We start from the raw sequence: 15156 nt of genomic DNA on the forward strand, positions 1-15156 counted from the left end.
CCGGCGCGCGGCGCCGGGCCGTGTTCGGCTATTTCCACTATCTGGCGGACACTGACGTGCGGTGAACACAATGATGCAGACCCCCATGCTGGAAATGACCGGGATCGACAAGACGTTCCCGGGCGTGAAGGCGTTGCAGCAGGTGAATTTCCGATTGTTCCCCGGCGAGGTCCACACGCTGATGGGCCAGAACGGCGCGGGTAAATCGACGCTCATCAACGTGCTGACCGGCGTGCTCTCGCACGACGGCGGCGAGATCCGGCTGGGCGGCGAAGCGGTGCGATTCGCCGCGCCGATCGAGGCCGAGGCGGCCGGGATACAGACGATCTATCAGGAAGTCAATCTGTGTCCGAACCTCTCGGTTGCCGAGAACATCTTCGCCGGGCGGCAGCCGGTCAAGCGCGGCGCGATCGACTGGCGGACGATCCGCACGCGCGCCCGCGAGATTCTCGCCGGCCTGAACCTGACCATCGACGTGACGCGCTCGCTCGAGGCCTATCCGATCGCCGTCCAGCAGATGGTGGCGATCGCGCGGGCCGTCTCGGTGGAGGCGCGCGTGCTGATCCTCGACGAGCCGACCTCGAGCCTCGACGACGGCGAGGTCGAGCGGCTGTTCGCGGTGCTGCGCCAATTGAAGGCCTCGGGCATGGCGATCCTGTTCGTGACGCACTTCCTTGAGCAGACCTACGCGGTGTCGGACCGGATCACGGTGATGCGCAACGGCGAGCGGGAAGGCGAATACCTGGCCAAGGATCTGCCGATGGACGAGCTCGTCGCCAGAATGACCGGGCATGTGCGGATGAGCGAGCGCCTGAAGGACGGCGGCGCCGCCGGCGCGCGGGCCGAGCACACGGCGGCGCCGTTCCTCGCGATGCAGGGTGTGGGCCGCCGCGGCCTGATGAATCCGGTCGATCTGACCATCCGGCCCGGTGAAATCCTGGGCCTGGCGGGGCTGCTCGGCTCGGGCCGCACCGAGACCGCGCGGCTGGTGTTCGGCGCGGAGCGCGCCGACAGCGGCTCGATGACGGTGGGCGGCGACACGGTGAAGCTTTCGTCGCCGCGCGACGGCGTTCGACACGGCATCGCCTATTGTCCCGAGGACCGCAAGAAGGAAGGCATCGTCGCGGCGCTGTCGATCCGCGAGAACATCGTGCTCGCGCTGCAGGCCCGGCTCGGCTGGTGGCGCATGATGAGCCTCGCGCGCCAGCGCGAGCTGGCGCAGCGCTACATCGCGCAGCTCGGCATCAAGGCGCGCGACGCGGAGCAGCCGATCGGGCTGCTCTCGGGCGGCAACCAGCAGAAGGTGCTGCTGGCCCGCTGGCTTGCCACCGAGCCGAAGCTGCTGATTCTCGACGAACCCACGCGCGGCATCGACGTGGCCGCGAAATTCGACATCATGGATCGCGTGCTCGCGCTCTGCGCCAAGGGCCTCTCGATTCTCTTCATCTCCTCGGACGTCAGCGAGGTAGTGCGCGTCAGCCATCGGATCGCGGTGCTGCGCGACCGGCACAAGGTGGCCGAGGTGACGGGCGAATCGCTGTCGGAGGACGAGGTCTATCGGTTCATCGCAGGAGGCCAGTCATGAAACGCATTCTCGGGCGGCTCGACCACCCGCTCGTCTGGCCGGCGCTGACGCTGGCACTTCTGCTCGCCCTGGACGTCGTCTATCGGCCCAGCTTCCTGGCGGTGACGATGCTCGACGGCCATCTGTTCGGCGCGCCGATCGACATCCTGAACCGCGCGGCGCCGCTCGTCATCGTGTCGCTCGGCATGACGCTCGTGATCGCCACGCGCGGCATCGACATCTCGGTGGGCGCGATCGTCGCCATCGCCGGCGCGACCGCGGCGGTGATCCTGCAGGCGGACCCGTCCCACCTCGCCCAGGCGCTCATCGCGGCGGCCGGCGTGGGGCTGCTGGCAGGCTTCTGGAACGGCTTGCTGGTGGCCTTCGTCGGCATGCAGCCGATCATCGCCACGCTCATCCTGATGGTGGCCGGGCGGGGCGTGGCGCAACTGCTCACCGACGGCCAGATCATTCCGATCGGCGTCAGCGGCTATCTGCGGCTCGGCGACGGCTATCTCGCGACGATCCCGTGTTCCGTCTGGATCGCGGCCGCCGTGGTGACGCTCTCGGCGCTGCTCGTCAATCGCACGGCGCTCGGCCTCTTCATCCGCGCCATCGGCGTGAACCCGGTGGCGACGCGTCTGGTCGGCCTGCGATCCGGCATGATCGTGTTCAGCGTCTATGCGTTCTCGGGGCTCACGGCGGCCATCGCCGGCATCATCGCCAGCTCGAACGTGCGCAGCGCGGACGGCAACAACGCCGGCCTGCTGCTCGAGCTCGACGCGATCCTGGCCGTGACGCTCGGCGGCACGTCGCTGATGGGCGGCCGCTTCAGCATGGCAGGCACCGTGCTCGGCGCACTCACCATCCAGACCCTGACGTACACCACCTACTCGATCGGCGTGCCGCCCGAGGCGACGCTGGTCGTGAAGGCCGTGGTCGTGATCCTGGTCAGCGTGATCCAGTCCGACGCCGCGCGAGGGCTGCTGATGCGGCCGATCCGAAAAGCGCTTCATGGCGCGCGCGCGCGCCTCATCAACGGTTCGACGACATCATGAAAACGTTGACTCGCTACCTGGGCGATCCCCGTACCCTGCCGATCGTCGTGACGATCGTGCTGTTCGCCGCGCTGTTCGGCTTCGGCTCCGTGATGTACACGGGCTTCTTCTCCATGCAGGTGCTGACGGGCCTGCTGGTCGACAATGCCTTTCTGCTGATCGTCGCGATCGGCATGACGTTCGTGATCCTGTCCGGCGGCATCGATCTGTCGGTCGGCGCGGTGGTGGCCTTGACCACGATCCTGTGCGCGGTGGGCGCCGAGTGGATGCATTGGCCGTTCTGGGTCATCGTGCCGCTCGTGCTCGCCTTCGGCGCGCTGTACGGCGCGGCGATGGGCGCGCTGATCCACTACTGCCGGCTTCAGCCGTTCATCGTCACGCTTGCCGGGATGTTTCTGGCGCGCGGCGTCTGCTTCCTGATCACGACGCAGTCGATCACGATCGACGAGCCGACGTTTCGCGCCATCGCGCGCCTGAGCGTGCCGGTGGGCGGGGGAACGCTGAACGCCGGCGCGCTGATCGCCCTCGCCACGCTCGGGCTGGCGATTTACGTCGCCCATTTCACGCGCTTCGGGCGCAACGTCTATGCCGTCGGCGGGAACGAGCGCTCCGCGCTGCTGATGGGCCTGCCGGTGGCGCGCACGAAGGTCGGCGTCTATGCGATAAGCGGGCTGTGCTCGGCGCTCGGCGGCGTCGTGTTCACGCTCTACGTGCTGTCGGGCTACGGGCTGCAGGCGCAGGGCATGGAACTGGACGCGATCGCGGCCACCGTGATCGGCGGTACGCTGCTGACGGGCGGCGTCGGCTACGTGATCGGCTCGTTGTTCGGGGTCGGCATTCTCGGCACCATCCAGACGCTGATTATTTTCGACGGCACGCTCAGTTCGTGGTGGACCCGGATCGTGATCGGCGCCCTGCTCTGTATTTTCTGCCTGCTGCAGCGGATCATCGAGCGTCATGCGCGGCGGCGGCAGTCGGGCGGCTCCGGAACGGACGCGAAAGCGGCCCGCCCGGCGACGCATCCGGCCCGCGGAGACGACGAGGGCAAGCAAACCGCCCTGGTCGGCACGGGGCCGTGACCTTGTACGGCAGCGACACCGCCGGCGGACGCGGCGCGAGCCTGGCAGCCGACCCGGCCGGCTCGCGCAAGGCGGTGGCGGCGGAGGGCGCAACGGCGGCGGCGCGCTCGCGGCCCGGCCGGGCGGCAGCGGCCGAGCGGCGCCTGAGCGTGGCCAACGCCTGCCTGAGGCTGGAAGCCGTGGCCGGCGCGCGGGGCGGCCTGACACGCTTCGATTGGAATGATCGCGGTGCCTGGACGCCCGTGTTCGACGGCACGCCGCCTGCGGCAGCCGACGCCGGCGCACCGGCGCTCGCCTGCTATCCGGTGTGCCACGTGCGAGGCCACTCGCGCCCGGGCACGCGCAGCCAGCGGCCGCGACCCGCCGGCCCGGCGGGCCCTGCCCTGCCCGGCCCCGCCACCGGGGCGACATGGCAGGTCGAACGGCTGGCCGGGGCCGGATTGCGGCTCGCCATGCGCAACCTCGCGGAGCTGCCCTACGCCCTCGTCCAGGAGTTCGAGCTCGACGGGCCGACGCTCACCGTGCGCATCGAGTTCGAGAACGCGGCCAGCACGCCGGTAAGGGTCGCCACCGGCCTCTGCACCTCGCTGGTTCGCGATGCCGACACCTCGATGTGCGCGCCTGCCAGCGGGCTATGGTTGCCATCCGGCAGCGGCGCCGGGCGGCACCACGTGCCGACGCCGCCGGCCTGGCAATTCGGCGTGAGTTATCCGCTGCCGCCGGCGCGGGTCGAGCATCTTTTCACGGGCTGGGGCGGACGGGCCGTATTCGCCTGGCCGGCCCGCCACTACGCGCTCGAGGTCGCCGCGGACGCGCGCGCCTATTGGCTGCATGCGAGCGCGCAGCCGGCGCGTTTCTGCTTTCACGCGCTCGGCGGCCCCGCCGAGGGGGCCGGCCTTGCCGATCGCGACGACGATGCCGTGTGGGTCGATGCCGGCGCGACGCTGTCCCGCCGCTTCCGGTTCACCGTCGAGCGCACCGGCACGCTGACCCGGACCCCGCGGTAACAAGCGCGGGGCCGGCGCGACCGCTCCGGGGCGGACCGGCGGACCGGCGAATCGACGCCAGCCGCGCAGCGAGCGGCCGGCGCATCGCGAATGAACGTTCAACCTGAAGGAGACGAGCCGTGTCGACCGAAAACCCGAACGCCGCGCAACGCGTGACCGCCAGCGACAGCAGTTCACTGAGCGACGGCAGGACCGTGCAGACTTTCGTGCTGCGCAATGCGAAGGGCGCCAGCGTGCGAATCAGCGAACTGGGCGGGACGCTCTTGTCGTGGATCGCGCCCGACCGGCACGGCAACCCGGGGGAGATCCTGCTCGGCCACGATACGCTCGACGATTATCTGAGCTCGCGCGCGTACCTGGGGGCGCTGGTCGGGCGGTGGGCCAACCGGATCGAGTCGGCGCGCTTCCGGCTGGACGGGGTGGACTACCAGTTGCCCCCGAACGAAGGCGACAACCTGCTTCACGGCGGGCAAGCCGGTTTTCACCAGCGGCTCTGGCATGCCCGGCCGGCCGGCGACTCGTTGCTGATGCGGCTCGATTCGCCGGACGGCGAAGGCGGTTTCCCGGGCCAGTTGCAAGTCGAGGTGCGCTACCGGCTGAGCGACGACGGCACGCTGGAAATCGACTATCTGGCGCAGGCCGACCGGCTGACGCCGGTGAACCTGACCAATCATGCGTATTTCAATCTGACGGGGCAGCCGGATCGGGACGTCCGCGACCATCGGCTGACGATCCATGCCGATTCGTATTTCGCGGTCGACGGCGCGCTGATTCCGCAGCAACGCGAGCCGGTCGAGCGCAGCCCCTTCGACTTCCGCCGCGCCGCGCCGATCGGCCCGGGGCTGGACGTCGAGCACGCCCAGATCCGGCTGGCGGGCGGCTTCGACCATTGCTACGTGCTCCACGCCGCCGGCCCCTCGGCGGGAACGCCCGCCGTGCGCGAAGTGGCGCGTCTCGAGGAGCCGGAAAGCGGACGCGTGCTGACCGTGTCGACGGATCAGCCCGGCTTGCAGTTCTACAGCGGCAACTTCCTCGAAGGCGTGGCCGCACGCGGCGGAAAGGCGTATCGCCGGCATGCCGGCTTGTGTCTCGAAACCGGCGGATTCCCGAACCAGATCAACATGGCGGACCGGGACGCGGTACTGGTGATGCCGGGACGGCCGTATCGCCAGCTCACCCGATACCAGGTCAGTGCCGGCTAGCGGATCGCGGCAAGCGCGCGCCCGGCGGCCCGGCCCGCTGTTGCCATGCAAGCTGGCGAAATCGGGCCGTGCCGTGGCGCGCCCATCCCGTGCCGCGAAAGACAAGGCCATCGCCCGTCGAATCGCTGCGGCGGCGGGCCGTTTCATACTCGGCACATACGAGTGTGGTATTGATCCTGGTTAGGAACCGCGCCGGCGCCGTGCCCCGCAGCGAACGGCGGAGCCATCGCATGAGTCCGCGCCGCAGCGCGACGGACCCGGTGGCGCCTGTCAGATATCGAAGCCGCCGGCAGGCCGGAGCTTTTGTCTGACCTAATCGATTGGGCAAGCCAATGAGCCATCGCCGAGCCCAATGGATCATCAGCAGTTCACGCCGCCGCCACGTCGCCCCGATGCTCCCCGGTATCGCCACGCGGCCCTCGTCGGTGGCCCGGCCTCGTTCGGCCGGCTTCGATCCCTCCCCCCCATTGGCCCGGCCATGCGCCCGCGCGCGCCAGCGCGGCTGGCTCCCTGCCGCCGCGGCCGTTCGGCCCGCGCCGCGCGTCAGACGCGGCCACCCGCTGCGACGACCACTCATTCGGTCGGGATTGCATATATTAATTTCATGCCGGCTCGGCCGTTAACACCGCCTGCCGCGTCAGTGCCGCGCGTCGATTCGTTGGCTTTCATCTGAAGAGAGTATGTCCGCCTCAACCTCACTAGGTAAGATCGCCGACTGGGCCGGAAGGAATTTTCTCGTCATCGGCGTGCTGGGCACGTTGATGTCGGTCGCGACATCGGCAATCAGTGTCATGACGCTTTGGGCCGCGCACGACGAAGTCATCACCCATGCTCACGAGAACTCACGCAACGTGACGGCAGTGCTGGCCAGCGAAATAGCAAGGACGGTAGAAACCTCGAACATGGCGCTGATGAGCCTGGCCACGAATCTCAGCAATCCTGCGTTCCGCAACATGGACCCCCGCCTGCGGCACGACCTTCTGTTCGACAGGACCGCCGCGCAACACATCACCGGGATGGGCGTGACCGATGCCGAAGGCCGGGTGATCGACGGCTGCTGCAGTCCCACGCATCGGTGGGATCTGAGCGACCGTGATTACTTCAAGGCGCCGCGCGACAAGCCCGACATCGGGCTTTACGTGTCGGAGCCCTATGAAGCGCGTTCACGCGGCGGCACGCGCTCGATCGCGCTGTCGCGCCGCATCGACGGAGCCGGCCATGCTTTCAACGGCATCGCGGTGGTCGCCATCGATCTGGCCTACTTCAGCCAACTCCTCGAGCGTTTGGATGTGGGCGCTCATGGCATCAGCGCCATCGTGCGCTCCGACGGCATCATTCTCGCGAGAAATCCGCCCGTCAGCGCGAGCCAGATGGCCAGCTTGCGCCGCTCCAACACGTTCGCGGGGATGACCCAGCACGATTCGGGTTTCTATGTCGCGCGTTCGAGCGTCGACGGCACGATACGGCTCTATACGTACCAGCGCGTGCCCGGCACCCCGCTGATCGCCGTCGTCGCGCCCGCGCAAAGCGACGTGCTGGCGGGAATCACCCGTATGGCCTGGAAGGTCGGGGTCTCCGCCGGGACCATCAGCGCGCTGTTCTGTGCGGCGGTCTGGCTGCTCGCCTTCGTACTGCGTGACAATCTGAACAAGCAGCGAAAGCTGACCGAACTGAGCCGCACCGACGCGCTGACGGGCCTGCTGAACCGCCGGGCCCTGGATGCCGTGCTGGCCGACGAGTGGCAGCGGGTCCAGCGCGGCAATACCTGCATGTCGGTGCTGTTCATCGACGCCGACCATTTCAAGCAGTACAACGACATCCATGGCCATGCCAAGGGCGACACCGCCCTGCGCTTCCTGGCGGCATGCATCAGCCGGCATGTCCGGCGCCATGGCGACATCGCCGCGCGCTACGGCGGCGAAGAATTCGTCGCCGTGCTGGTCAATACCGATACGCATGGCGCATTGACGGTGTCCGAAGCCATTCGAGAGGATATCGAAAGAAACCGGCTTGCCGATTTTCCCGAACCGATTCCCGCCCTGACCGTCAGCATAGGCTGCGCCACCGGCCGCCGGGGGAAGCCGGCGTCGGTCGAGGCGCTCTGCCGCCAGGCCGACCTGGCGCTCTACCAGGCCAAGCGAAGCGGACGAAACCGGGTGGGCGCGGCCCCGGCGGAGGATGGCGAGGCACGCGCCTGAGCAGACGCACGCGGTCTGCCCGGGCGCGGCGCCCGGGCGTGCCGGCATGCGGCCTCGGCGGGAGGGCGCGCAGCGTCGGGGAACCGGGGTTAACCGCAAATTCGGCCCGCAAACCTCAAGAAACCGCGCCGGCTGCCGTTAGCACGACTTGCGACAGACGCCCCGAATACCGACAACGTAAGGTCGGCTTCTCCCAACCCCTCACGATAGGCTTATCCAAAGATGCAATGGCTTTCCAATCTCAAGCTTAGCCAGAAGCTGGTCGGCGCGTTGGTGCTTTGCGCACTCGTCACCGCCATCGTGGGCGCGGTCGGTCTGGTCAAGGTGCGCGAAGTCGCGACCATGCAGACCGACATGTACAACCTCGAATTCGTCCCGGTACGTCAGGACGGCACGGCCGCATGGCAGGCCGCTTCGCATTTCCGCCGCCTATATTCCTACATTTTGAACCCGGACCCGGCTGGCCGGGCCGACACGCTCCGGCTGAACCGCGCTGGCGAAGCGGCGATCCTCGCCGCGTTCGATTACGAACGCGCGCACGCGAGCTCCGACGCGCAAAAGCAGCTGATCAGCGATTTCGACACCACCTGGCCGGCCTACATGAGTTCCGTCGCCAAGGTCGAGGCGCTCGCCGACCAGGCCGACCAGACCGGCGCCCTGGCCGAATTGAAATCGACCACCGACCCGCTGCACGTCAAGCTGCGCACGCTGCTGATCAAGCTGTCGGACTTGCGCGACGAACTCGCGCGCGCGCGCGTCGCCGACGGCGCCGCCCTGGTCACGTCGGTGACCTGGTGGATCCTGGGCTGCGCGCTCGTCGGCGTGGCGGTGGCGATCGGCCTCGGGCTGATGGTGACGCGCACCGTGCTGCAACAGATCGGCAGCGAACCGGCCGCGGTCGCGCAGGTGGTCGAGCAGATCGCGAACGGCGATCTGAGCAAGCGCATCGAGACCGACAACGTCCACCGCCACAGCATTCTCTACGCGGTGGCGCGCATGCAGGAGCAGCTCGCGACGACGATCGGCTCGGTTCGCGAAGGTGCCGAGTCGGTCAGCGTCGCCTCCAAGCAGATTGCGAGCGGCAACATCGATTTGTCGTCGCGGACCGAGGAACAGGCGGCATCGCTCGAGCAGACTGCCGCGAGCATGCTGGAGCTGACCCAGACGGTTGGCCAGAACAGCGAAAGCGCGCGCCATGCGAATACGCTCGCCGTGCAGGCCGCGAGCGTCGCCGATACGGGCCACCACTCCGTCGAAAGCATGGTGCGCACGATCAGCGAGATCAGCAGCAATTCGACGAAAATCTCCGAGATCACCGGCGTCATCGAAGGCATTGCATTCCAGACCAACATCCTGGCGCTGAACGCGGCGGTGGAGGCCGCGCGCGCCGGCGAGCAGGGGCGCGGGTTCGCGGTCGTCGCAAGCGAGGTGCGCAGCCTCGCGCAGCGCTCGGCCAGCGCGGCCAAGGAAATCAAGGAGGTGATCTCGACCTCGGTCGCGATGATCCAGAGCGGCACCGAGCAGGCGTCGGAAGTCAGCAAGACGATGGCCGACGTCAAGGAAGCGATTCGCCGCGTGTCCAATATCGTCGGCGAGATCACAGCGGCCTCGGAGCAGCAGAACCAGAGTATTCATCAGGTCAGCCAGGCCGTGACGCAAATGGACGAGACCACGCAGCAGAACGCGGCGCTCGTCGAAGAGGCGGCGGCGGCCGCGCAGTCGCTCGAAGCGCAGGCCGCCAAGATGAAGCAGACCGTCTCGGTATTCCATGTCGGCGACAAGCGAACCTCGGTGCCCGCTCCGACGCCTGCAGCGGCGCCTGCACCGGCGCGCGCGACGGTGCCGCCTGCGGCACGCGTGACCAAGGCGCCGCCGCCGAAGCGCGCGGCCGCGCTACCGAGACCCGTCGCCATCGCGCCGTCGAAGCCGGTGGCCCAGGCAGCCGATGGCGACTGGGATACGTTCTGACGCGGCAGCCGCCGCAGCGTCCTATCGCGAAAGCATGTCGGGGCGCCGCGCCGAGTTCGGGCTCACGCCCGGCCGGCCTCGCCCGCCGCGTGCCGCGGCGCGCCCGGGGCGCGCTGCGATGAGCCGGCGCGGCTTGGTGGCTCGCATACCGGGACGGCTGCCACTTCTCCATGCAGGGCCGCCTCCGTTGGCGCCTTCGCGCTGGGTGGGCGAACCCGCCACCGGCGATATCCGTTGCGCGAAACGCCCAGAATCCGGCCTGGCCGGGTGACGCCGGACTGGCCGCGGTGATCGGCGCTCCCTGCGTACGGCGCTGTCACGTTGGCGGGTATGGCCGGATAGATGGGGCGATGAAACCAAAATCGCTCTACCTCGGCCATCGATTCCGCGCAGCGATCATCAGCCAGGCGGTGCGCTGGTATTTCCGCTTCCAGCTGAGCCTACGCGACATCGAGGAACTGCTATTCGAGCGCGGCGTGAGCGTCAGCCACGAGACGATCCGCAGATGGCGCGACAAATTCGGTGCGGCCTTCGCCCGCCGCGCAAGATCGTCATCGTCCCGTTACGCAGCTACCCGGCTGCCAAGGCTGGCATCCCGGAACTCGCCAACCTCAAGCATGAGTTCGTAAAGGCCGCTGCCCGCGTGAACAAGCGCGCCGAGAGCCGCCGTCAGCCGTCAGCCGTCAGCCGTCAGCCGTCAGCCGACCCGCGAACGCGAGCAACGCATGCGGGAATTGCGCGACCCGGCGTGCTCGCGGGCTTTCCTCGCGAGCTTCGGGCTGATCCGCCAGCACTTCGCCCTGAAGCGGCATCTGCTGCGTGCTTCGCCGTATCGCCAACACCTTGCTGTACGCTTCTCGGCGTGGCGTGAATTGGCCGAAGCACCCAGAATCCGTCTGCCGCATGAAACAGGCAGGTCGAAGTCGCGCTCCTGGTGGACATACTCCGCTAACGTGACAAAGCCGCAGAAAGTGCTGGCGGCGGATGCGCTGATTTTGCTGTTTCCGCTCTGGTGGTACGGCATGCCCGCCATCATGAAAGGCTGGATTGGCCGGGTGTGGGCCTATGGCTACCGGCGCGCCGGCAACGCCTGCCGCCACGCAGGGTTTACCAAGATTGACGCCAGCACGCTTCATTGTTTAAATAAATCAACTTGATTTATTTAATGAGCCATCGGCCCCTACCCCATGGAAGGAGACACCATGAGACGCCCGCACATCGGCCAAGGCAGCAATTCGGCCAATGTGCGTCGCTACAACGAGCGTCTGCTGCTGCAGATGCTGCGTCGCACGGGCAGCGCCTCGAAAGCCGACCTCGCGCGGCGCGCGAACATGACGGGCACGGCCGTCGGCAGCATCGTCGCGTCGCTGGCGGACGCGAAGCTCATCGAGTTTGCCGGCCGTACCGAAGGCCAGCGCGGCCAGCCGGCGTCGCTGATCCGCCTGGACCCGAACGGCGCGTTCGGAATCGGCGTGCGGGTGGACCGCATGCGCATCGAAACCGCGCTGGTCAACTTCACGGGCGACGTGATCAGCTGCCGCTCGCACGACATCTTTCTTCCGCCGCCCGCAACCGTGCTGGAAACCGTGCGCGGCGATATCGAGGAACTGCAGCGCCAGTTGCCCGCCCAGGCCCGGGACCGGCTCACGGGCGTCGGCGTGGCGCATCCGTTCAACCTCAGCAGCTGGCTGCGCGAACTGGGCCTGCCGGCCGAAGCGTTCCGCGCCTGGGCCGAAATCGATCTCGCCCGCGAGCTGGCCAGCCTCACGCCGCTGCCGGTCTTCAGCGAGAACGACGGCAACGCCGCCGCCATCGCGGAGCTATTCTACGGCCGCGGCCGGCAGCGCGACCATTTTGTCTATCTGTTCCTCGGGCCGGTGATCGGCGGCGGCATCGCGATCGACGGCGACTGCCTGCACGGCCGCACCGGCAACGCCGGTGATTTCGCCGTGATGCCGGTGCAGCCGAGCCGCCTGCGCTCGGCACCGGCCCCGCACGGCCCGTGGGACATGCTGCTCACGCGCGCGTCGCTGAGCGCGCTGATCCGGCATCTGCGCCATTGCGGCGAGACCGTGGACAGCCGCGCCGCGCTGAACGACTGCATCGCGCGCGGCGTGCCCGCCGTCGACGAATGGATCGACGACTGCGTGGACGCGCTCGCGTTCGCGCTGCGCTCGGTGCTGTCGGTGCTCGATCTGCCGGTGGTGGTGCTCGATTCGGACGTCGACGCCGGCCTGCTCGACCGGCTCATCCCACGCCTGAGCGAGGCACTCGCCGCGATCACGCCGGAGGCGCGCAGCGCCCCCGAACTCGTGCGCGGTTCCTTCGGCGCGGACGCCGGCGCGATCGGCGCGGCCACCCTGCCGATGTTCTTCAACTTCTCACCCCGCTCCGGCATCCTGCGCGGGGCGGGTCCGGACAAGCAAGAGGTCGCCTATGTCTCTTTCTAAGTCGTCCCAGCCGCTGCTCGAGATGCGCGGCATCAGCAAGACGTTCGCCGCCGTGCGCGCGCTCGACAATGTCGGGCTGACCGTCTACCCCGGCGAAATTCATTCGCTGATGGGCGAGAACGGCGCCGGCAAGTCGACCCTGATGAAGATCCTGTCCGGCGCGTATCGCGCCGACCCCGGCGGCGAGATCCTGATCGACGGCCGGCCGATCGACATCGACGGCACACTCGCCGCGCGCGATGCCGGCATCGCGGTGATCTACCAGGAGCTGTGCCTGTCGCCGAACCTGACGGTGGCCGAAAACATCTATATCGGCCGCGAACTGCGGCGCGGCAACCGTCGCTGGGGCACCATCGACCGCGCCGCGATGGCGCGCGGCTGCCAGGACGTGCTCGCGCGGCTCGGCGCGCCGTTCGGCCCCGACGCGCTGGTGGGCACGCTGTCCATCGCCGAGCAGCAACTGGTCGAAATCGCGCGCGCCGTGCATACGCGCGCGCGCATCCTGGTGATGGACGAGCCCACCACGCCGCTGTCGTCGCGCGAGACCGAGCACCTGTTCGCGCTGATCCGCCAGCTGCGCGAGGAAGGCTTCGCGATCATCTACATCAGCCATCGGATGGCGGAGATCTACGAACTGTCGGATCGCGTCTCGGTGCTGCGCGACGGCACCTATGTCGGCACGCTCGAACGCGAGGCGCTGTCGGCCGACCGGCTCGTCTCGATGATGGTGGGCCGCGACATCTCGGGCTTCTACAAGAAGGCGCACGCGCCTTACGATCCCGGCCACCTGCTGCTGTCCGTGCGCGACGTGGCCGACGGCGGCCGCGTGCGCGGCTGCAGCCTCGATCTGCACGCAGGCGAGGTGCTCGGCATCGCGGGGCTGGTCGGCGCGGGCCGCACCGAGCTGGCGCGGCTGATCTTCGGCGCGGAGCCGCGCACGCGCGGCGAGGTGAAGCTCGGCGACCACCGCTTCGGCGCGCACTCGCCGCGCGAATCGATCGACGCCGGCCTGGTCTACCTGACCGAGGACCGCAAGCGCCAGGGCCTGTTCCTCGACATGAGCGTGCGCGACAACATCAACATCGCGGTGTGCAACCGCGATGCGCGGCTCGGCACGCTCGATCTGTCGCGCGGCGCGGCGCGGGCGCGCGACGCGATCGCCGCGCTGTCGATCCGCGTGCCGCACGCGAACATCAACGTCGGCGCGCTGTCGGGCGGCAACCAGCAGAAAGTGCTGCTGTCGCGCCTGCTCGAGACCAAACCGCGCGTGCTGATCCTCGACGAGCCGACGCGCGGCGTCGATATCGGCGCGAAATCCGAGATCTATCGCATCATCAACGATCTGGCCCGCGCCGGCGTCGGCGTGATCGTGATCTCGAGCGAGCTGCCGGAAATCATCGGCGTGGCCGACCGCGTGCTGGTGATGCACGAAGGCGAAATCGCCGGCGAACTCGGCGGCCACACCAATACGCCCATCACGCAGGAAGCGATCATCGCCCTCGCCGCCGGCTCCCAGGCCGAGCCGGCCGAGGCGCATTGATCGCGCCTGCTCCCTCTTCCCCTTGCCTTCAGATACCGACATGATCAACCCGACCAAGCAGCGGAACCTCGCTTCCGCGACGGCCCATTCGGTGGCCGACCGTACGCCCCCGACGCGCGGCGCCGACCGCCGCGCGCGCATGCAGTCGCTGATGCGCACCGCCGGCATGCTGCCGGTGCTGCTGGTGCTCTGCCTCGGCTTCGGCTTGCTGACCGACGGCTTCTTCACGCTGCAGAACCTGTCGATCGTCACGCAGCAGGCCTCGATCAACATCGTGCTGGCCGCCGGCATGACCTTCGTGATCCTGACGGGCGGCATCGACCTGTCGGTCGGCTCGGTGCTGGCCGCGTCGGCCGTCGCCGCCCTGCTGGCCTCGACGATTCCAGGCTGGGGCTGGCTGGGCGTGCCGATCGCGCTCGGCGTCGGCCTCGCGTTCGGCGCGGCCAACGGCGTGCTGATCGCGTTCCTGCGCCTGCCGCCCTTCATCGTCACGCTCGGCGCGATGACCGCGGTGCGCGGCGTGGCCCGCCTGATCGGCAACGACACGACCGTGTTCAATCCGCAGCTGCCGTTCGCCTTCATCGGCAACGGCACGGTGTTCGGCCTGCCGTGGCTGGTGGTGATCGCGTGCGCCGTCATTGCGCTGTCGTGGTTCATCCTGCGCCGCACCGTGCTCGGCATGCGCATCTACTCGGTGGGCGGCAATCCCGAAGCGGCCCGGCTGTCCGGCATCAACGTGCGGGCCATCAACCTGTTCGTCTATGCCGCGTCGGGGCTGCTCGCCGGGCTCGGCGCGGTGATGTCGGCCGCCCGGCTCTACGCCGCCAACGGCCTGCAGCTCGGCCAGTCCTACGAACTCGATGCGATCGCCGCGGTGATTCTCGGCGGCACCAGCTTCGTCGGCGGCGTCGGCTCGATCGTCGGCACGCTGATCGGCGCACTCATCATCGCGGTGCTGACCAACGGCCTGGTGCTGCTCGGCGTGTCGGACGTCTGGCAGTACATCATCAAGGGGCTCGTCATCATCGGCGCGGTCGCGCTCGACCGCTACCGCCAACGCGAATCGGCCCGCACCTGAGCGGCCGCCACC

The 15156-nt window shown here is 68.5% G+C and carries 10 protein-coding genes and 2 pseudogenes; all 12 read left to right on the forward strand.

The genetic code is table 11. The annotated features are described in order from the left end of the window. The first annotated feature begins 70 nt into the window (after positions 1 to 70). The 12 genes and pseudogenes from KS03_RS11860 (at position 71) to KS03_RS11910 (ending at position 15144) form a co-directional block, all read left to right on the forward strand. Positions 71 to 1585 carry a sugar ABC transporter ATP-binding protein gene (locus tag KS03_RS11860; RefSeq protein ID WP_012733299.1) on the forward strand — a complete coding sequence of 505 codons (1515 nt, stop codon included), beginning with the start codon at positions 71 to 73 and terminating at the stop codon, positions 1583 to 1585. Beyond that, positions 1582 to 2622: an ABC transporter permease gene (locus tag KS03_RS11865; RefSeq protein WP_012733298.1), complete on the forward strand. Its 1041-nt coding sequence runs from the start codon at positions 1582 to 1584 to the stop codon at positions 2620 to 2622. The genes KS03_RS11860 and KS03_RS11865 overlap by 4 nt, the downstream gene beginning before the upstream one ends. Continuing rightward, the gene (yjfF, locus tag KS03_RS11870; RefSeq protein WP_012733297.1) at positions 2619 to 3701 is read left to right on the forward strand and encodes a galactofuranose ABC transporter, permease protein YjfF; all 1083 of its coding nucleotides are present in this window, start codon (positions 2619 to 2621) and stop codon (positions 3699 to 3701) included. The genes KS03_RS11865 and yjfF overlap by 4 nt, the downstream gene beginning before the upstream one ends. Further along, positions 3698 to 4708 (forward strand): aldose epimerase family protein, encoded by a 1011-nt coding sequence (locus tag KS03_RS11875; RefSeq protein ID WP_012733296.1) that lies wholly within the window; start codon positions 3698 to 3700, stop codon positions 4706 to 4708. The genes yjfF and KS03_RS11875 overlap by 4 nt, the downstream gene beginning before the upstream one ends. A 119-nt stretch (positions 4709 to 4827) precedes the next feature. Then, positions 4828 to 5910, forward strand: a complete 1083-nt coding sequence (locus tag KS03_RS11880; protein ID WP_012733295.1) for an aldose epimerase family protein — start codon at positions 4828 to 4830, stop codon at positions 5908 to 5910. Between the two features lie 680 nt (positions 5911 to 6590). Then, the gene (locus KS03_RS11885; RefSeq protein WP_012733294.1) at positions 6591 to 8108 is read left to right on the forward strand and encodes a sensor domain-containing diguanylate cyclase; all 1518 of its coding nucleotides are present in this window, start codon (positions 6591 to 6593) and stop codon (positions 8106 to 8108) included. A 222-nt stretch (positions 8109 to 8330) separates the two neighbouring features. Then, complete coding sequence (locus tag KS03_RS11890) at positions 8331 to 10076, forward strand: methyl-accepting chemotaxis protein (protein ID WP_012733293.1); 1746 nt, start codon at positions 8331 to 8333, stop codon at positions 10074 to 10076. 350 nt (positions 10077 to 10426) lie between these two features. Further along, a pseudogene (locus tag KS03_RS33395) lies at positions 10427 to 10983 on the forward strand (IS6 family transposase). Beyond that, a pseudogene (locus KS03_RS33400) lies at positions 10973 to 11149 on the forward strand (NAD(P)H-dependent oxidoreductase); the annotation flags it as partial. The pseudogenes KS03_RS33395 and KS03_RS33400, both read left to right, overlap by 11 nt. 129 nt (positions 11150 to 11278) lie before the next feature. Continuing rightward, complete coding sequence (locus KS03_RS11900) at positions 11279 to 12526, forward strand: ROK family protein (RefSeq protein WP_012733292.1); 1248 nt, start codon at positions 11279 to 11281, stop codon at positions 12524 to 12526. Further along, positions 12513 to 14066 (forward strand): sugar ABC transporter ATP-binding protein, encoded by a 1554-nt coding sequence (locus KS03_RS11905; RefSeq protein ID WP_012733291.1) that lies wholly within the window; start codon positions 12513 to 12515, stop codon positions 14064 to 14066. The genes KS03_RS11900 and KS03_RS11905 overlap by 14 nt, the downstream gene beginning before the upstream one ends. A 40-nt stretch (positions 14067 to 14106) precedes the next feature. Further along, a complete protein-coding gene (locus tag KS03_RS11910; RefSeq protein WP_012733290.1) occupies positions 14107 to 15144 on the forward strand; it encodes an ABC transporter permease subunit in 1038 nt (345 codons plus the stop codon). Positions 15145 to 15156: the final 12 nt, after the last annotated feature.

It is taken from the genome of Burkholderia glumae LMG 2196 = ATCC 33617 (assembly GCF_000960995.1).
GTDB lineage: Bacteria > Pseudomonadota > Gammaproteobacteria > Burkholderiales > Burkholderiaceae > Burkholderia > Burkholderia glumae.

Coding starts and splice junctions, on each gene's coding strand:
- KS03_RS11860 (WP_012733299.1), top strand. CDS start 71: ATGATGCAGACCCCCATGCTGGAAATGACCGGGATCGACAAGACGTTC.
- KS03_RS11865 (WP_012733298.1), top strand. CDS start 1,582: ATGAAACGCATTCTCGGGCGGCTCGACCACCCGCTCGTCTGGCCGGCG.
- yjfF (WP_012733297.1), top strand. CDS start 2,619: ATGAAAACGTTGACTCGCTACCTGGGCGATCCCCGTACCCTGCCGATC.
- KS03_RS11885 (WP_012733294.1), top strand. CDS start 6,591: ATGTCCGCCTCAACCTCACTAGGTAAGATCGCCGACTGGGCCGGAAGG.
- KS03_RS11890 (WP_012733293.1), top strand. CDS start 8,331: ATGCAATGGCTTTCCAATCTCAAGCTTAGCCAGAAGCTGGTCGGCGCG.
- KS03_RS11900 (WP_012733292.1), top strand. CDS start 11,279: ATGAGACGCCCGCACATCGGCCAAGGCAGCAATTCGGCCAATGTGCGT.
- KS03_RS11905 (WP_012733291.1), top strand. CDS start 12,513: ATGTCTCTTTCTAAGTCGTCCCAGCCGCTGCTCGAGATGCGCGGCATC.
- KS03_RS11910 (WP_012733290.1), top strand. CDS start 14,107: ATGATCAACCCGACCAAGCAGCGGAACCTCGCTTCCGCGACGGCCCAT.